Consider the following 18900-nt stretch of genomic DNA (forward strand, 5'->3'; position numbering starts at 1 on the left):
GTTTCAATCAGACTAAGCGAGCATCAGGCAGCCAACAAATTCTAAATACTGAACGCCGCGTTCGATTAAATCGAATGCTTCAGCCCAGCGGCGTGCATATTGCCGTTTTCACGGGCAATGGTGAGGAATGGCGTGACCAGTTCCGGCCGCGCACTGCCGCGTCGCCAGGCCAGGCCGATGTCCAGCGGCTCCAGCAAATCCACCAGCTTGCGAGCCTCAATCATGTTGCCCTCCAGCGACCAGGCGCGATAGGCCATGTCCGGCAGGATTGAAACGCCCATGCCTGCCGCTACCAGGCTGCGCACCGCTTCTGTCGAACCGGTTTTCATGGCGATTTCCGGTTTCACCCCGGCGCGCGCCCAGATGCGGCGCGCATGTACGTCCATTTCGTCGGCGTTAAGCTGGATCAGCGGCAGCTTCGCCACATCCGCCAAGCCAATACTTTCATGATCCAGCAGTGGATGTAGCGGCGGCAGCCACAGACGATAAGGTGAGTGCATCAGCACTTCAGTCTGTAGCGCATCGCGGTCTTCGATATTCGACAGTATCAGCACACCGATGTCGATCTCCCCGCTCACCAGCAGGTGTTCAATATAAGGACGTTCATCTTCGATCATCTGAATGGTGACATTGGGATAGGCCGACTTAAACCGCTTGAGCAGCTCGACCAAGAAATACCCGGCCACCAGACTGGTCACACCGATGGTCAGCTTGCCGGTCAGGCTTTCGGTCCCCAATTGCAGGCTGCGTTTGGCATTGTCCACCGTGGCGAGGATCAGATAAGACTGGCGGAGAAACTGGTGGCCCTGGTGCGTCAGGTTCATGCCCTTGGCATGGCGATCAAACAACCGTACGCCAATGTCGGTCTCCAGTTGCTGAATGGCCAGTGTCAGCGAAGATTGGGAAACAAACACCGCCTGCGCAGCGGCAGAGATCGATCCGGTTTCCGCCACCGCAATAAAATGGCGGATTTGGCGTAGCGTCATCATGGGTCACAACCTCAATCAAAACAGTTGGGCTGAGTGTAAGATACCGTGCGGGAAGCGATCGGAAAAACTACCAAAAACGCGACAACCTTCGCTTTTTTAGAATGCAGATAGCGGAAATGATCGAGCGATCAATCGTTGTGAGGTTTTAGCGGGGTATAAGAAGCCGAGCACTGCCCAAGCTCAAGCTGGCGGTGCTCGGTAGACGATCACAGACTCAAGGATCAAGGGCGTAGCGAGCGCCAGCCCGATTGAGTGCGGGAAGCCGCACAGTGCCCCGGAGCGTACATGTAGTACGCGAGGAGGCCGAGCACTGCCCAACCTCAAGCTAGCGGTGCCCGGTAGACGATCACAGACTCAGGGATCAAGGGCGTAGCGAGCGCCAGCCAGATTGAGTGCGGAAAGCCGCACAGTGCCCCGGAGCGTACACGTAGTACGCGAGGAGGCCGAGCACTGCCCAAGCTCAAGCTGGCGGTGCCCGGTAGACGATCACATTAAATCGCTTCTTCGTCTTGTTCGCCAGTACGAATACGCACTACACGCGCCACGTCGAAGACAAAAATCTTACCGTCGCCGATTTTGCCGGTTTGCGCGGTCTGCATGATGGTCTCGACGCAGGTATCGACGATATCGTCGGCCACCACGATCTCAATTTTCACCTTTGGCAGAAAATCGACCATATACTCCGCGCCACGGTACAGCTCGGTGTGGCCCTTCTGGCGGCCGAAGCCTTTCACTTCGGTGACGGTCATCCCGGTAATGCCAACCTCAGCCAGCGCTTCACGGACATCATCCAGTTTGAACGGCTTGATAATGGCGTCGATCTTTTTCATCTTGTTTCCTCGCACCTATTCACTAGGCTATTTTTCTTGTCATTTTGCGCCCGGGCAGTACTCGGGCTCCTCACGTACTACCTATACGCTCCGGGCCCTGCGTGCTGTCCGAACCCAAACTAACGGCGACGATAACGCCTATTGAATAGGCACTTAATTACCAATTTTTGCGGCCAAAGCCGGATGTGATTGGGTAGCGGCGGTCTTTGCCGAAATTGCGGGCGGTAATACGCGGCCCGACGGCAGCCTGACGCCGTTTGTATTCGTTGATATCCACCAGGCGGATAACTTTGCGCACGATCGCCTCGTCGAAACCTTCGGCCACCAGATCGGCAACCGACTTATCGCGTTCGACATAACCTTCCAGAATCGCATCCAGAATGTCGTACGGCGGCAAGCTGTCCTGATCGAGCTGATCCGGTGCGAGCTCTGCGGACGGCGGGCGATCGATAACCCGCTGCGGGATCACATAAGAAACGGTATTGCGGTATTCGGATAACTTGAATACCAGTGTTTTCGGTACGTCTTTCAGTACGTCGAAACCACCCGCCATATCACCATACAGCGTGGCATAACCTACCGCCATCTCGCTTTTATTACCTGTCGTCAACACGATGCTACGGCGCTTATTAGACAGCGCCATCAACACCACACCACGGCAGCGTGCTTGCAAGTTTTCTTCCGTGGTATCACGTTCGGTACCGGCAAACATTGGCGTCAGTTGGCCCATAAAGGCATCAAACATAGGCTCAATGGAGACGATATCAAATTCAATACCCAGGATTTCGGCTTCTTCTTTGGCGTCGGCAATGCTGATATCCGCGGTGTAGCGGAACGGCATCATTAGTGCCTGCACTTTATCTTTGCCCAATGCATCGACCGCAATTGCCAGCGTCAGCGCCGAATCGATACCGCCAGACAACCCCAGCACTGCGCCCTTAAAGCCATTTTTAGTGACGTAATCGCGCACTGCCAGCACCAGGGCTTCATACACCTGCGCTAACTGTGGTAACTCAGCAGCCGGTGCCGTCATTGGCACTACGTCCAGCTCATTGAACTCAAGTAACGTGACCTGTTCGGCAAATGCCGCCAGACGGTGGGTCATGTTGCCAGCGGCGTCGAATACCTTCGAGCAGCCGTCAAAAATCAGCTCATCCTGCCCACCGATCTGGTTCAGGTACACCAGAGGCAAATGGGTCCGTTGGCAATGGCCAGCCATCAGCGTTTTGCGGATATACGGCTTTTCACGATTGTACGGCGAGGCATTGATAGACAAAATCATTTCAGCGCCAGCGGCCTTGGCAGCATCGACCGGCTCAGGGAACCACAGATCTTCACAAATCAGCAGGCCCAATTGATAGCCTTTCAGCTCAACCACGCAGGTTTCATTGCCCGCCTGGAAGTAGCGTTTCTCATCGAAAACACCATAGTTCGGCAACTGCTGTTTGAAGTAACGCGCCAGCAACTTCCCTTCGGAGAACAGCGACAGCGCATTATAGAGTTTGTCGCCTTCACGCCACGGGTGGCCGACCAGAATGGCTACATCGACCGACGCCTGTTGCAAACGATGCAACTGCACGTCACAGCGCTGATAAAAATCATTGCGATACAACAGGTCTTCCGGCGGATAACCAGACAGCGCCAGTTCGGTGAACATGACCAGATCGGCTCCCGCCTTCTGCTGCTCTTGCACCGTTTGCAACATGCGCTCGGTGTTGCCTTCAATGTCACCGACCAGCAGGTTTAACTGGGCCAATGCGATGGATAGTGATCTGCTCATTGTTTAGGATCCCGCTTAATACGTTCCATGGTTCTCTGTGTTGGGCCACGCCACAAACAAGAGAACGGAGTGTAAATCATTCCGTTGCGTTTGTTGAGAACCTGCGTGCGCAGGCCGCAGCGGAAAATATCATTCTTTAAAATCGTTGGCGTCCAGTTCATGACGCGACAGCAATTTATAAAACTCGGTGCGGTTACGGCCTGCCATACGCGCGGCCTGCGTCACGTTACCTTTAGTGATCTGTAACAGCTTGCGCAGGTAATGTAATTCAAACTGATTACGCGCCTCGACAAAGGTCGGCAAGGCGGTATTTTCCCCTTCCAGCGCCTGTTCCACCAGCGCTTCGCTGATCACTGGCGCAGAGGTCAAGGCCACACACTGTTCGATAACGTTCACCAGTTGGCGCACGTTACCCGGCCAGCTGGCGGTCATCAGGCGTTTCATGGCGTCCGAAGAGAAGCTACGGACAAACGGCTTGTGGCGTTTGGCGGATTCGCGCAGCAGATGATTGGCCAGTAATGGAATATCCTCGGCGCGTTCATTCAGTGCAGGGATTTTCAGGTTCACCACATTCAGGCGATAGTACAAATCCTCACGGAATTCGTTTTTCGCCATCGCCTTTTGCAGATCGCGGTGAGTGGCGGAAATAATGCGTACGTCAATGTCCAAATCACGGTTACTGCCCAACGGGCGTACCTTGCGCTCTTGCAGCACGCGCAACAATTTAACCTGGAGTGAAAGCGGCATATCGCCGATCTCATCAAGGAACAGCGTGCCGCCGGCTGCCGCCTGAAACAGCCCTTCACGGCTACTCACTGCGCCGGTAAACGCCCCTTTTGCATGGCCAAACAGTTCTGACTCCAGCAACTGCTCCGGCAACGCGCCACAGTTAATGGCAATAAACGCCTTTTTACCACGTGGGCTGGCACCATGAATCGCTTGCGCCAGCACCTCTTTACCGGTACCGCTATGGCCGTTGATCAAGACGCTGACATCGGACTGTGCCACCATTTTTGCCTGCTCGAGCAGGCGCAGCATAATCGGGCTGCGGGTAACGATCTCTTCACGCCAACTGTCATCACCCGCAGGCAACGACAATGACAGCGCTTCGTCGATGGCCTTATACAACGCATCGCGATCCACCGGCTTGGTCAGGAAGCTGAACACCCCTTGCTGTGTGGCAGCCACCGCGTCCGGGATCGAGCCGTGGGCGGTAAGGATGATCACCGGCATGCCCGGCTGATGTTTCTGGATCTCGGCAAACAACGCCATGCCGTCCATCTCATCCATCCGTAAATCGCTTATCACCAGATCAATCTTCTCGCGCCCTAACAGGCGCAACGCTTCCTGGCCGCTTTCTGCGATGGTGACATGAAAACCTTCGCTGGTCAGGCGCATTCCCAACAGCTTGAGCAGGCTGGGATCGTCGTCAACCAATAATAAATTGGCCGGTTTGCGTGCTGTCATTGCGCGTGGGACTCCTTGTTAGCAGGGGACGGCGCATAGGTATCTTCCGGCTCTACCGGCAAGGCTGTGCCCTTCTCCGGTTCCGCGTCCGGTTCTCCGGCTTTGTTTGGTGCCACTTTCTTCGCGGCGTCGGTTTTTTGTTGCGTCGCACTGTTGTCCGGAATCTCAGTTTGCAACTGCTTGCGCGAAGAGAGCTGGCGTTCGATGTCAGTCAGGTTTTCCAACTTACGTGACGTGTCCTGCAACTGTGCCTGCAAACGTATTTGGCTCTGGCGCAACTGATCTATCTGGCTGTCAGAGCTTTCCTGCAGATGTTGGTAGCGTGCCTTTTCATCAAACAGAGTGATCTGCAGCACCTGCTGCTGACGCCACAATTGCAACAACGGGCGCAGTGAACTTGGGAACTCCAGACGATAACTGTTCAGGCGATCGATCATCTGGCGACGTTCGCCAGAGGTTGGCTCAGCGCTACCCAACAGGATGCTTTGTTTGAAAATTCCATACCAACTGTCACCGGGCAGCGTTTTCGCCAGCGCACGCGCCTGGGTGGAACCGATACGATCCGCGCAATCCATGGCTCGCAGCCAGTAAAGAGAGTTATTCAACGCATCTTTTTCGTCGAGCGGCCACAGGGTGTCACACGCTGCAATACGGTAATCCACCACTTTTGTGTCCGGGATCGCTTCCTGCTGCGGCTGGCTTAAGCCACCGCTGACCGCGCGATCAACACAGCCAGCCAGTAGAAAGGGCACAAAAAGAACGCTGCCTAAAAAGGAAAATCGACGCTTGCCGAGCGGCGTACCCTGTGTGGCACGCGGTGAACGTTCGGTCTGTGAGAGACGAAGGCGTTTAGACCATGTGTACATTATTATTCATTCTCGGCGGTTAATGGCAATTCAATACGGAAGCAGACGTCTGCGCCAGCAACTTCGACCAGTTGCAGCTCGCCGCGCATCCGGCGGATACAATCCTGCGCGATACTTAGCCCAAGACCGCTTCCTTTTACCGCCCCTTTTCGCTGGTGACTACCCTGGAAAAAAGGCTCAAAAATCATGGTTTGCTCAGCTTCGGGGATCGGTGTGCCGCTATTGGCGACATCAATCTGCACCCGTTGCCCAACCTGACGGCTGCGGATCCAAATGTTACCGGATTCCTTACCGTAGTGCACCGCATTGGAGTAGAGATTATCCAGTACGCGCATTAATAGCGTAGGCTCTGCCCAGCAGATTTCCGCATCCAGTTGGATCTCGGTGCGAATCATTTTTGCCCGAGCCGGTAAACTGTGCGCAGCAACGACCATTTCAACCATTTCTTCCAACGCAACATTCTCATGTTCCGCCGGGCCATCGGCCAGTTTACGGTTGTAATCCAGCAGTTGTTCAATCAGCTGCTGCAAGTGACGGCTACTTTGATCGAGAATGGTCACCACTTCTTTTTGATCGGACGTCAACGGACCGGCAACTTCGTCCGCCAGCAGCTCGGTACCCTCACGCATGCTGGCCAGCGGCGTCTTCAACTCATGCGATATATGGCGTAAAAACTCATGGCGCTGCGATTCCAACCACGCTAACCGCTCACTCAACCAAATAATGCGTTGCGCCAACGAACGTAGTTCTCGCGGTCCTTTAAAAGATGCCGTACTACCTAATGCTCGCCCTTCCCCTAAACGGTTGATCATCCGCTCAACCGCTTTTACCGGGCCGATAATCATCCGGGTGAACAGCACCACCAACATCACACTGACCAGAAACAGCATCAACGCCTGCCAGCCGAAGAACTGGCCACGCTCAGCAATCGCCTGCTGTAACTGTTGACCCCGTGAAAACACCACGGCACGCGTGGCCTGCACCATCTCGGCATTCGAGCGTGAAAACGACTCCAACAGTGCTGAAGCCTGTGAGTCCGGCCCACTGCTTTGACATTTAATCGCCGCAAGCTGGGTCAGCAAATTACGCAACGTTTGATAATAGCGTTCATCAGGCAGGATTGGTGCATGCGCGTCGAGCATCTGCGAATACTGTTTTCGTTGGTTCTGGTACAGCTTTTCCAGAGTGGGATCGACCAATACGCAATATTGGCGATAGCTGCGCTCCATTTCCAGCGCCACACTGGTCATCGCCTCGCTGCGTCGCGCATCCACCAGCGTGGTGCGGTTGATGTCTGCCGCCTGCGCGCTCAGGTGATCCAGGCTCTGGTAAGCCTGATAAGCCAGCACCAACAGCGGCAACAGCACCAGCAGGAACGCCATCAGCACCAGTTGGCGCAGCGAGCGGGGAAATAAACGCCATCTTTTCAACGAAATCATCTCATTGTCTCTAGTCTGCTTCGATGCTAACTGAGTCGCCGATGAGAGGAAAGCCCGGCGTTCAGCGGAGCGTCAGGAAAATACAGGCAAGCGGGCCTTGGGCAGGAGTTTGCGTTTGCGTTTGGGTCTGTCGTAATGAAAGAGAGGTAAACATGACTTTAACGAATTGACGCTGGGGCAGGACTGCCCCATCGCAAGAAAGTGTGGATGCCCTTAAACCTCGTCCCCAGGGTGATGTAGCACTAAGCTGGCATCGAATAGGACGAATAGCATCCGTAAGTATCCGGATTTGATGAATACTCATCACAGTTGGATACAGGCGGTGCCTCACTCCACGTGTCGCCCGATGCTTGATAAAGCGCTTGCGCGTCTGTTATCGGTTTGGTTGGACGATAGGCACCATTTCTTTGGCATCATTCGGAGGCTTATGAGGCAACTATTCCGTCTAAATACGGGGCCGTCATAAAAAGGTGAATGAGCAACTGGAGAGAATAATGCACTTATCGTGCCAATTTTTCAATATATTTATTAACACATTGAAATCAAATAAAAATAATTTTAATCGCGGCTAAAGTGGTCGCTTTATCACGGCATTCGATGAATAAAAAAACACCGCCCTGTCTCCAAAACCCGACAACTTAACTCAATTAATTTTACACCATTATAAAACAACGAGTTACATGTCTCTTTTTAGAGACAGTGAAAATAGCCTCTGTCGCAAAATGCAGACAATAACCCTCCCCACCCAATAAAAAGGGGCGCAATCTCTTGCGCCCCGCAGTCCACTGCTGAATGCTTACTTAGCCCAGCTGCTTACGAGCGTTACGGAACATGCGCATCCACGGGCTGTCTTCGCCCCACTCTTCTGGGTGCCATGAGTTACTGACAGTGCGGAATACACGCTCTGGATGCGGCATCATCACCGTCGCACGGCCATTAGCGCTGGTCACAGCGGTGATACCGTTCGGCGAACCATTCGGGTTCGCTGGGTAGGTTTCTGTCACATGGCCCGCATTATCGACAAATCGCAAAGCAACCAGACCATGGTGCTCCAACGCCGCCAAGTGTGCAGCATCCCGCACCTCGACGTGCCCTTCACCGTGTGACACGGCGATCGGCATGCGAGAACCCGCCATACCTTGCATGAACAGTGACGGGCTAGCCGCCACCTCCACCAGACTGAAACGCGCTTCGAAACGGTCAGACAGGTTACGTACAAAGCGAGGCCAATGTTCTGCACCTGGGATCAGATCACGCAGGTTCGACATCATCTGGCACCCGTTACACACACCCAATGCCAGGGTTTGCGGACGGTGGAAGAAAGATTCGAACTCGTCGCGAACGCGATCGTTGAACAGAATCGATTTCGCCCAACCTTCACCGGCACCCAATACGTCGCCGTACGAGAAACCACCACAGGCGACCAACGTATGGAAGTCCTGCAAATCGCGACGCCCTTCCAGCAAATCGCTCATATGCACATCTACCGCATCAAAACCGGCGCGATGGAATGCTGCTGCCATTTCAACATGGGAGTTAACACCCTGCTCACGCAGCACCGCCACTTTAGGGCGTGCACCCTTGGCGATATACGGCGCAGCAATGTCTTCTTCCGGCGCGAAGCTCAATTTGACGTTCAGGCCAGGATCGCGCTCGTCCTGTTTGGCCTTGTGTTCCTGATCGGCACACTCAGGATTATCACGCAGGCGCTGCATCTGCCAGGTCGTTTCTGCCCACCAGGTACGCAACGTCGCACGGCTTTCGCTGTACACCGTTTTATCGCCCTGAGTAATCACAAAGCGATCGCCAGCCTGTACGCTGCCGATATGGTGCACATTGTCGATCAGACCCTGCTGAGCAAATACGTGTTTTACAGCTTCAAGCTGGTCAGCAGATACTTGAATTACCGCCCCCAACTCCTCGTTGAACAATGCGGCCAGTGCATCATCACCCAACGCGTTAATGTCCGCCTGCACGCCGCAGTGACCGGCAAACGCCATTTCTGCCAACGTGACCAACAGGCCACCGTCAGAACGGTCGTGGTAAGCCAGCAGTGCGCGATCGGCCACCAACTGTTGCATCGCATTAAAGAAGCCCGCCAATTGCTCGACATTGCGCACGTCGGCCGGTTTGTCACCTAACTGGCGGTAAACCTGTGCCAATGCGGTGGCGCCCAGCGCGTTATGTCCATTACCCAGGTCGATCAACAGCAGCGCGCTGTCGCCCTTATCGGTACGCAACTGTGGCGTCACGGTATGGCGTACGTCTTCTACGCGAGCAAAACCGGTGATAACCAACGACAACGGCGAGGTCATTTCACGCTGTTCATTACCTTCCTGCCAGCGAGTTTTCATCGACATTGAGTCTTTGCCCACGGGAATCGTAATACCCAGTGCAGGACAAAGCTCTTCGCCAACGGCTTTCACGGCTTCATACAGACCGGCGTCTTCACCCGGGTGACCTGCTGCTGCCATCCAGTTAGCGGAAAGCTTCACGCGTTTGAGTGAACCAATCTCAGTTCCTGCCAAGTTGGTCAACGCTTCCCCTACCGCCAGGCGGCCAGAAGCGGCGAAGTCCAACAGCGCAACCGGCGCACGTTCGCCGATCGACATCGCTTCACCATAGTAACTGTCCAGGCTGGCGGTCGTTACTGCACAATCCGCTACAGGGATCTGCCATGGACCAACCATCTGATCACGCGCCACCATACCGGTCACGGTACGGTCGCCAATGGTGATCAGGAAGGTTTTCTCGGCAACAGCCGGCAAATGCAGAACACGGTTGACTGCATCAGCCAGAGTAATATTGTCACGCTGCACCGGCTCGCCTTTGGCCTGCAGGCGCGTTACGTCACGCGTCATCTTCGGCGTTTTGCCCAGCAGCACGTCCAGCGGCATGTCGATCGGTTGATTGTCGAAATGACTGTCGTTCAGCGTCAAATGCTGTTCTTCGGTAGCTTCACCAATCACGGCATAAGGGGCACGTTCGCGGCGACAAATCTCGTCAAACTGCGCCATCTGCGCTGGCGCAATCGCCATGACATAACGTTCTTGCGATTCGTTACACCAGACTTCCAGTGGGCTCATGCCCGGCTCGTCGTTCAGAATATCGCGCAGTTCGAAACGACCACCGCGGCCACCGTCGCTAACCAGCTCAGGCATGGCGTTAGACAAGCCACCAGCACCCACATCGTGAATAAACAGAATTGGGTTTTGTGCGCCCAATTGCCAGCAGCGGTCAATCACTTCCTGGCAACGGCGCTCCATTTCCGGGTTGTCGCGCTGTACCGAGGCGAAATCCAGATCGGCGTCAGACTGGCCGGACGCCATGGAAGAGGCTGCACCACCACCCAGACCGATGTTCATCGCCGGGCCACCCAGCACCACCAACTTGGCGCCTACGGTGATTTCCGCTTTTTGCACGTGATCGGCGCGGATGTTACCAATACCGCCCGCCAGCATGATCGGCTTGTGGTAGCCACGCAGTTCCACGCCATTATGGCTGTTGACCTGCTCTTCATAAGTACGGAAGTAACCCACCAGTGCCGGACGACCAAATTCGTTGTTGAACGCTGCACCGCCTAATGGACCTTCAGTCATGATGTCCAGAGCAGTAACGATGCGGTCAGGTTTGCCGAAATCCTGTTCCCATGGCTGTTCGAAGCCAGGAATACGCAGGTTGGAGACCGAGAAGCCCACCAGGCCCGCTTTGGGTTTGGCACCGCGACCGGTAGCACCCTCGTCACGGATCTCACCGCCGGAACCGGTAGCTGCGCCTGGCCATGGGGAGATTGCTGTCGGGTGGTTATGAGTTTCCACCTTCATCAGAATATGTGCTTCTTCCTGATGATAATCATATTGACCGCTTTCCGACTCAGCGAAGAAACGCCCTACCTGCGAGCCTTCCATTACTGCGGCGTTATCTTTATAAGCCGACAGCACATAATCCGGCGTCTGCTCAAAAGTATTTTTGATCATTTTGAACAGCGACTTCGGCTGCTGTTCACCGTCGATAATCCAATCGGCGTTGAAAATTTTATGGCGGCAGTGCTCAGAGTTGGCCTGCGCGAACATATAGAGTTCGATATCCGTCGGGTTGCGCCCCAAACCGGTAAAGGCATTCAGAAGATAGTCGATTTCGTCCTCAGCCAGCGCCAGGCCCAACTTGATGTTGGCCTGTTCCAGCGCGCTGCGCTCTTCACCCAACATATCGATGGCCTGGTAAGGCGCAGGCTGATGTTGAGCAAACAGTTGTTCCGCCTGTTGCAAACTGCTGAAGACGGTTTCCATCATGCGATCGTGCAACAGTACAGCAAGCTGCTGCCATTGCGCTTCAGTCAGCGTCGGCGCCTTAACGTAAAACGCCAGGCCGCGCTCCAATCGCAGTACCTGCTTCAAACCGCAGTTATGGGCGATATCGCTGGCTTTAGAAGACCACGGAGAAATAGTACCCGGACGCGGCGTCACCAACAGCAAGCGACCTTCAGGGGCATGTTCGGCGAGAGAGGGGCCGTACTTGAGTAGACGCTGAAGCTTGGCATGCTCTTCGGCGTTTAGCGGCGCGCTAACATCAGCAAAGTGGACGTACTCGGCGTAGATATCACTAACAGGAAGTTGAGCGTCCTGACAGCGGGACAGCAGTTTGGTAACACGAAAAGCCGACAAAGCGGGCGAACCACGCAGTATTTCCATAATCAAAGTTCTCTCGTCTTCGAAGCAACTGACTTCAGCACTTCATTGGGCGCAACAGGGGGAAAACGCGCGCCATTATAGAGAATCTACGCCGCAGACGAAACCGTTTGCGTAGCTATTATTGATAAAAGCTGTTTGCGCCATCGAATTGTCATAACGTGTCAATAAAGTTGCACGCTGGCGTTTTGTTGCGCAAAATGCCCCCGCACTGGTGATTTAACCATAAGAAAAGACTGGTTTGCTGTCGGCAGTGCACGTGTGCCACCACTGGATAACTATTTGAAACGCCTTAAAATAAACTACATTCTAATCGGTGTTGTTACCTTGCTTCTGGCGCTCGCCTTGTGGCCCAATATTACCTGGCGCGGCGGTCAGGGCGGGCAACTCGAAGAGATTAAATCCCGCGGGGAGTTGCGTATCAGTACGCTAAACTCGCCGTTAACCTATTTCACGACCAAACAGGGACCGAGTGGTCTCGACTATGAGTTGGCAAAACGCTTCGCCAACTATCTGGGTGTGAAACTGGTGGTGATCCCGCATAAGAATATCAATGACCTTTTTGACGATTTAGATGATGACGATGCAGACCTGCTGGCCGCAGGCCTGATCTACAATCAGGATCGGCTCAGCCGCGCACGCACCGGTCCAGCTTATTATTCGGTCTCCCAGCAGTTGGTCTACCGTTTGGGAACCGCTCGGCCAAAAACCTTTGCCGATATTAAAGGTAAACTGGCCGTTGCTTCTGGCTCTGCCCACGTAAGCACGCTGAAACAGCTTAAGCAAAGCAAGTTCCCGAACCTCAGCTGGGAATCCTCCAGCGATCTCACCTCAAAGGAGCTGTTGGAGCAGGTAGCTGACGGCAAACTGGACTATACCCTCGGTGATTCGGTGACCATTGCCCTGCTGCAACGTATCCACCCGCAGCTGGCGGTCGCCTTCGACGTGACTGATGAAGAACCCGTCACCTGGTATTTGAAGCGCGGCACCGACGACAGTCTGTATGCAGCAATGCTAGACTTCTACAGTCAAATGGTTGACGACGGGACGTTGGCACGGTTGGAGGAAAAATATCTCGGCCACGTCGGCAGTTTCGATTACGTTGATACCAAGACCTTCCTATCAGCCATCGACTCCGTCCTGCCAACATTTCGCTCGCTGTTTGAAAAGTATGCCAATGAGATCGACTGGAAACTGCTGGCAGCTATTGCCTATCAGGAATCACACTGGAATCCCCAGGCAACCTCACCGACGGGTGTACGCGGGCTCATGATGCTAACGCGAGCCACTGCCGACGGTCTGGGAGTTAATGATCGTCTCGATCCTGAGGAAAGTATCCAGGGTGGCGCACTCTACCTGCAAAGGTTGATGGCCAAGGTACCCGACAGCGTGCCGGAAGATGAACGCATCTGGTTCTCACTGGCGGCCTACAACATGGGTTGGGGCCATATGCTCGATGCCCGCAAGCTGACCAAGATGCAAAAAGGCAATCCGGACAGCTGGGTAGACGTCAAACAGCGCCTGCCGATGCTCAGCCAAAAGCGCTATTACCCGCAGTTGACCTACGGCTATGCACGCGGGCGTGAAGCTTATAACTATGTAGAGAACATCCGACGTTATCAGGTCAGTTTGGTGGGTTATCTACTGGAAAAAGAGAGAAAGGCAGCGCAGGAAGCCGCCGAACAGGCTGAAATGGGGAAAGGCTACCCGGCCGTCACACCGGAACTGGCACTTAACTTCTGATTAATCTGGGTTCTTATCCAGACCTGCGCGCTGTGCCAGTTTCAACGCCTTTTGCTGTTCACGGCGCATGCGGAAAAAGTTGCTCAACGTAGCGGCGCACTCCTCGGCCAGCACGCCGGACAGGATTTCCACCTGATGATTCATGCCTGGATGGCGCAAAATATCCACCAGTGATCCTGCTGCACCGGTTTTTACATCGGGCGCACCGTATACCAACCGGCGAATGCGGCTATGCACCATCGCCCCTGCACACATCACACAAGGTTCCAGTGTCACATACAGCGTGGCATTTAGCAGACGGTAATTCTGCAATACCGAGCCACCCTGTCTCAGAGCCATGATCTCTGCATGCGCGGTTGGATCGTGGCGGCCAATCGGCCGGTTCCAGCCTTCGCCAATCACCTGATTATCCAGCACCAGCAATGCCCCCACCGGCACTTCACCTTCTTCTTGCGCACGCAAGGCCAGCTGCAATGCCTGACGCATCCAGTATTCATCGTTATATTCAGTCATTGCATTATTCCTCGTGCACTTTGCGGCGGGCATTATACACAGTAGCCCCTTTTATCGCAGCCACTCGACTATACTGGCCGAATAACAGTGTTTTTCAGGGACAGGAAACATGAAATTCAATAAAAAGAATGCCGCCGTAGTGCGTAAAGCACTGGACGGCTGGGTAGCTGAAGGCGCACTGACGACACAGCAACAGCAACAACTGATGCAACATGTCGAGGTACAGCCCTTCGACTGGCGACGGCTGGCACGCTATGCGTTTTTCGCCGCACTGGCTTCTCTGGTAATCGCCATCAGTAGCCTGTTCGCCGACAGCGCACTGCTATACCGACTCAGTGAGCTGTTCCGCTTTGATGCCCCCGTACGTATGACAATTGCCGCCATACTCGCCGCTCTTGGCTATGTGTGGGCATTGCGCCGACGCCACCGGTATCCGGAAAAACGTTACGGCAATGAGGCGGCGTTATTCGTTGCCGTACTACTGACTGCCTGTGCCTTGTGGCAGATGGGCGTTTGGCTGGATAACGGCAGCGGCCGAATCTCACTGCTACTGATGTTCGCTGCCCTGCTGTATGGCGTGATTGGCTGGTTCAGTCGCTCAGGGCTGGTGTGGTGGTTTGCTCTGCTGTCGCTCGGTAACGCCTTCGGCGCCGAAACCGGTTATATGTCGGGCTGGGGCGCCTATTGGCTCGGGATGAGTTTTCCGATTCGCTTTATCGCCTTCGGTGCGGTACTGATCGCGGCTGCGTTGCTGTTGCAGCCACTACTCGCTCGCCGTGGTCTGGAGCGGGTTTCATTGGCGATGGGGCTGTTATACCTATTTATAGCCCTCTGGTTACTGTCGATCTTTGGCAACTATAGCGATCTCGACAGTTGGTACAATGCACGCCAGATCGAACTGTTTCACTGGAGCCTGTTGTTCGGCCTTGTCGCCGTCGGCTGCATTTGGCTGGGGTTGAAACGCGACGACGGCATGCTCCGCGGATTCGGCCTGACGTTTCTTGGTATTAACCTTTACACGCGTTTTTTCGAGTTTTTCTGGGGTGCCATGCCGAAGGCTATTTTCTTTGTGCTACTCGGTCTCAGTCTGTGGGCCTTGGGGCATTACGCAGAGAAGATCTGGCAATTGGGCCGCAAACCCCATGATCAAACCGATGATTAAAGCTTCTGTTTAACGGTTAAACTTACTGCTGGATTGAGCTCAGACCGAGCCAAATCCACAAGGTTAAAGTGGTTAAATTAAAATCAAATCAATCACCTGGCTTATCCACCCCGATATTGCGATAGATCATGATAATTTAATAATTAGCATAGTAGTGTTTGAGGCAAGCAATAAAGCTTTTATCAAGGAGTGAGTTATGGCTGCTTCAACTTTCTTTATCCCCTCCGTCAATATGATTGGTTCTGGCTGTCTGGAAGAAGCAGCGAACACCATGAAACAGCAGGGGCTAGGTTACGCATTGATCGTGACCGACAAAGTGTTGAATAACATTGGTGTGGTCGCCCAGGTTCAACAATTACTCGCCGCACAGCAAATCGAAAGTTGCGTTTATGACGGCACACATCCTAATCCAACCACCCTGAACGTGAAGCAAGGCCTGGCCTTACTGCAAGAACACCGGTGCGATTGCGTCGTCTCTCTAGGTGGGGGCTCACCACACGATTGTGCCAAAGGCATTGCACTGCTGGCGACTAACGGTGGCGACATTAAGGATTATGAAGGTGTTGATCGTTCTGCAAAACCGCAGCTACCGATGATTGCTATTAACACCACCGCAGGTACCGCCTCTGAAATGACCCGTTTTTGCATCATTACTGATGAAGCGCGTCACATCAAAATGGCGATTGTCGACAAACACGTTACCCCAATCCTGTCGGTCAACGATCCACACCTGATGGCCGGCATGCCAAAAGGACTAACCGCCGCGACCGGGATGGATGCGCTAACCCACGCGATAGAGGCTTATGTTTCCAGCGCAGCTAACCCGATTACCGATGCTTGCGCACTGAAAGCTGTCACCATGATCACCGAATCTCTGCGCGACGCAGTCGCCGACGGCAGCAATATGCAGGCGCGTGAAAACATGGCCTATGCCCAGTTCCTGGCTGGTATGGCTTTCAACAACGCCTCACTCGGCTATGTGCATGCCATGGCGCACCAGCTCGGTGGCTTCTACGATCTGCCACACGGGGTGTGTAATGCCGTGCTGTTACCGCACGTGCAGGAGTTCAATACGAGCGTATGCGCATCACGGCTAAAAGATGTCGCCGCCGCCATGGGCCTCGACGTGACACACCTGAATGACCAACAGGGTGCCGCCGCCTGTATTGCTGCCATCCGTTTACTGGCGCAAGACGTCGGTATTCCGGCTGGCCTGCGTGATTTAAAGGTGAAAGAACAGGACTTCGATACGCTGGCAGCCAACGCACTGAAAGACGCTTGCGGCTTCACCAACCCAATACAAGCCACCCACGAGCAAATTGTCGCCATCTTCCGCGCCGCGATGTAAACATCCAAAATACTAAAGGGCGGAATATCCGCCCTTTATTTATTCCAACTGTTGTAACTCACCCTGCTTACTGACCCGCCAACGATGCTCACAGAAATAGAGCAATGGGTTATCCTGCTTGCTATCGCTGTAGCCACTGTATAACTTGAGCGGAGCGCCAAGACGCTGTTCCAACTGGGTGACTTTTTGTTCACCCAAGCAACGCAGCGTCAGAACCCAACCTCCGTAACACCGTATAATACGGCTACCGACCAAATGAACCTGCGGCAGGAAAGCCGAATCCTGATAAACCTGCTTAACAAGTCGTTCTGGCGAGCCGGTGATCAACCATACTTGCGCATCATGAGCATCAAGGTATTGCCGCAAGCGCATTTGCACCACAGGAAAAGCTGTCACTTTCTGCCGGAAATCACTGACAAAACGCAATTCCAACGCCTTTAGGCTGGCCTCTGAGCGACCAAAGGTAATCGACCACAGCAGCACACTCATAGGCCAACGAGCGGCACGCCCCATCACCAGCATTGTTAGCCCAACAATCGGCAATAAGGGCACCACCAGCAACAGATTCAGCGGCAGACGACGTAACAAGAAACGTAAAAAACTGCCAAACATATCTTCCTGATGCAGCGTACCGTCCAGATCAAAGAACACCACGCGACGGCCTTCCACGGCCTGTTGGCTCTGCTTCTCGCTCAAACGCTACTCCTCAGGATCGTTGAATCCCATTATCCAGGTGAAAATAAATCCAGCGGCAATGGTAATCACCAGACCAGCCAGATACAACATCACCTTACCCGAGACAATGGTTAACGCCAAAGGTAAACCCGAGATGCCGAAGGTGATCACCGTCGCCACTTTCCAGTAGCTGATCAGTGCCCCACCCACCGCACCACCAAGACAAGCCGCGATAAAGGGCTTACCCAACGGCAGCGTCACGCCGAAAATCAACGGCTCGCCAATGCCGAGAATACCAACCGGCAACGCCCCTTTGATCACCTTTTTTAGACGCGCATTACGGGTTTTCATTAATACCGCCAGCGCAGCCCCGACCTGCCCTACTCCTGCCATCGCTAAAATCGGTAACAGTGGGTTGGAACCATGAGCCTGCACCAACTCGACGTGGATCGGCACTAACCCTTGATGCAAACCGGACAACACCAGCGGCAAGAACAGCCCGGATAGCACTGCGCCCACCAGCAAGCCGCCTTTGTCGATCGCCAGATTGGCGCCATGGGCAATGGCATCCGAAATATAACCGCCCAGCGGCTGCAGGATCACAATGGCCAAGGATGCGGTCACCAGGGTGGTGATCAGCGGATTGAGGATCAGTTCAATCGACTCCGGCAGCCAATTGCGCAGGCGCTTTTCCACCCAGCACATGAGCGCCACTACCAGCAGCACCGCAATCACCCCACCGCGCCCAGGCTGCAATGCCTCACCAAACAGGGTGATTTGAGCCAACGCAGGGCTGGAGAGAATGCCGGCCATTACGCCGCCCATGGCTTGCGAACCGCCAAACACCCGTGCTGCATTAACCCCCACCAGAATATTCATAATGGCAAACACTGCGCTGCCGAAAATCGCCAGCAGTCCCAGCACGTTGGGGTAATTCACCGCCAGCTCACCGGCAATATCCGGCCTCTTCAGCACGTTGATAATGCCGGTAATCAGACCGGAGGCGATAAACGCCGGTATCAGGGGAATAAAGACATCAGCCAGTTTTTTCAGCGCACCGCTCATTGGTGCAGAATACTTTTGCTTAGCCTGTGCCTTGTTGCGAGCGATATTGTCCTCAACAGCCGCAGGGGCGCCACTGAGTAATGTACGCATAGCGTCCACCACTTTGGCGGCGGCACCAGGACCAACAATGAATTGATGCTGCTCGCCCTGCTTGATATAGCCCTTAATGCCCGGTAACTGCTTGAGCAGCGCTAAATCAAGACGTTGCTCATCGTTAACCTCAACACGAACCCTTGTCATGCAGTTTTCCAGCCGGAGGATATTCCCCTCACCGCCAATCCCCGCCAGAATCTGTGTTGCCAGTGCCGTTGTTTTGTCCATCGCCCGCCCCAGGT

13 protein-coding genes are annotated in these 18900 nt (G+C 54.2%); 3 read left to right on the plus strand and 10 right to left on the minus strand.

What is annotated here, in order from left to right; translation table 11 throughout:
• Positions 1 to 65 precede the first annotated feature (65 nt).
• The 7 genes from SGBXF1_RS18425 to purL form a co-directional block, all read right to left on the minus strand.
• On the minus strand, positions 66 to 989 hold the full coding sequence (locus SGBXF1_RS18425) for a LysR substrate-binding domain-containing protein (RefSeq protein WP_012146355.1): 924 nt from the start codon (positions 987 to 989) through the stop codon (positions 66 to 68).
• A gap of 491 nt (positions 990 to 1480) precedes the next feature.
• A complete protein-coding gene (glnB, locus tag SGBXF1_RS18430; protein ID WP_004847623.1) occupies positions 1481 to 1819 on the minus strand; it encodes a nitrogen regulatory protein P-II in 339 nt (112 codons plus the stop codon).
• A gap of 157 nt (positions 1820 to 1976) precedes the next feature.
• Complete coding sequence (locus tag SGBXF1_RS18435; RefSeq protein WP_186427322.1) at positions 1977 to 3599, minus strand: NAD+ synthase; 1623 nt, start codon at positions 3597 to 3599, stop codon at positions 1977 to 1979.
• 129 nt (positions 3600 to 3728) lie between these two features.
• Positions 3729 to 5066, minus strand: coding sequence for a two-component system response regulator GlrR (gene glrR / locus SGBXF1_RS18440; RefSeq protein WP_186427323.1), 1338 nt, complete (start codon positions 5064 to 5066; stop codon positions 3729 to 3731).
• Positions 5063 to 5932: a two-component system QseEF-associated lipoprotein QseG gene (qseG, locus tag SGBXF1_RS18445; protein WP_186427324.1), complete on the minus strand. Its 870-nt coding sequence runs from the start codon at positions 5930 to 5932 to the stop codon at positions 5063 to 5065. Before qseG ends, glrR begins: the two co-directional genes overlap by 4 nt.
• A gap of 2 nt (positions 5933 to 5934) precedes the next feature.
• Complete coding sequence (locus tag SGBXF1_RS18450) at positions 5935 to 7371, minus strand: sensor histidine kinase (RefSeq protein WP_037417456.1); 1437 nt, start codon at positions 7369 to 7371, stop codon at positions 5935 to 5937.
• Positions 7372 to 8171: 800 nt separating this feature from the next.
• A complete protein-coding gene (gene purL, locus SGBXF1_RS18455) occupies positions 8172 to 12065 on the minus strand; it encodes a phosphoribosylformylglycinamidine synthase (RefSeq protein ID WP_186428537.1) in 3894 nt (1297 codons plus the stop codon).
• Between the two features lie 276 nt (positions 12066 to 12341).
• Here purL and mltF point away from each other — a divergent pair, with 276 nt between their 5' ends.
• A complete protein-coding gene (gene mltF, locus SGBXF1_RS18460; protein WP_037422319.1) occupies positions 12342 to 13802 on the plus strand; it encodes a membrane-bound lytic murein transglycosylase MltF in 1461 nt (486 codons plus the stop codon).
• Here mltF and tadA read toward each other — a convergent pair whose 3' ends face one another.
• Entirely contained in the window at positions 13803 to 14315 is a 513-nt protein-coding gene (tadA, locus tag SGBXF1_RS18465; RefSeq protein WP_037422049.1) for a tRNA adenosine(34) deaminase TadA, read from the minus strand.
• Positions 14316 to 14424: 109 nt separating this feature from the next.
• Here tadA and SGBXF1_RS18470 point away from each other — a divergent pair, with 109 nt between their 5' ends.
• Together SGBXF1_RS18470 and yiaY are read left to right on the plus strand one after the other, a co-directional pair.
• Positions 14425 to 15477, plus strand: a complete 1053-nt coding sequence (locus SGBXF1_RS18470; RefSeq protein ID WP_186427325.1) for a DUF2339 domain-containing protein — start codon at positions 14425 to 14427, stop codon at positions 15475 to 15477.
• A 196-nt stretch (positions 15478 to 15673) separates the two neighbouring features.
• The gene (gene yiaY / locus SGBXF1_RS18475; RefSeq protein WP_186427326.1) at positions 15674 to 16825 is read left to right on the plus strand and encodes an L-threonine dehydrogenase; all 1152 of its coding nucleotides are present in this window, start codon (positions 15674 to 15676) and stop codon (positions 16823 to 16825) included.
• Between the two features lie 39 nt (positions 16826 to 16864).
• Here yiaY and yfhb read toward each other — a convergent pair whose 3' ends face one another.
• Entirely contained in the window at positions 16865 to 17521 is a 657-nt protein-coding gene (gene yfhb / locus SGBXF1_RS18480) for a phosphatidylglycerophosphatase C (protein WP_037422061.1), read from the minus strand.
• Positions 17522 to 17524: 3 nt separating this feature from the next.
• Positions 17525 to 18886 (minus strand): PTS transporter subunit EIIC, encoded by a 1362-nt coding sequence (locus SGBXF1_RS18485; protein WP_037422063.1) that lies wholly within the window; start codon positions 18884 to 18886, stop codon positions 17525 to 17527.
• Positions 18887 to 18900 lie beyond the last annotated feature (14 nt).

Origin of the sequence: Serratia grimesii (assembly GCF_900186025.1) — a bacterium.
GTDB classification, from domain to species: domain Bacteria; phylum Pseudomonadota; class Gammaproteobacteria; order Enterobacterales; family Enterobacteriaceae; genus Serratia; species Serratia grimesii.

Excerpts from the sequence above, each read along its gene's own strand:
- glrR (WP_186427323.1), bottom strand. The coding sequence starts at position 5,066 with ATGACAGCACGCAAACCGGCCAATTTATTATTGGTTGACGACGATCCC.
- qseG (WP_186427324.1), bottom strand. The coding sequence starts at position 5,932 with ATGTACACATGGTCTAAACGCCTTCGTCTCTCACAGACCGAACGTTCA.
- glnB (WP_004847623.1), bottom strand. The coding sequence starts at position 1,819 with ATGAAAAAGATCGACGCCATTATCAAGCCGTTCAAACTGGATGATGTC.
- tadA (WP_037422049.1), bottom strand. The coding sequence starts at position 14,315 with ATGACTGAATATAACGATGAATACTGGATGCGTCAGGCATTGCAGCTG.
- SGBXF1_RS18435 (WP_186427322.1), bottom strand. The coding sequence starts at position 3,599 with ATGAGCAGATCACTATCCATCGCATTGGCCCAGTTAAACCTGCTGGTC.
- yiaY (WP_186427326.1), top strand. The coding sequence starts at position 15,674 with ATGGCTGCTTCAACTTTCTTTATCCCCTCCGTCAATATGATTGGTTCT.
- SGBXF1_RS18450 (WP_037417456.1), bottom strand. The coding sequence starts at position 7,371 with ATGATTTCGTTGAAAAGATGGCGTTTATTTCCCCGCTCGCTGCGCCAA.
- SGBXF1_RS18485 (WP_037422063.1), bottom strand. The coding sequence starts at position 18,886 with ATGGACAAAACAACGGCACTGGCAACACAGATTCTGGCGGGGATTGGC.
- SGBXF1_RS18470 (WP_186427325.1), top strand. The coding sequence starts at position 14,425 with ATGAAATTCAATAAAAAGAATGCCGCCGTAGTGCGTAAAGCACTGGAC.
- SGBXF1_RS18425 (WP_012146355.1), bottom strand. The coding sequence starts at position 989 with ATGATGACGCTACGCCAAATCCGCCATTTTATTGCGGTGGCGGAAACC.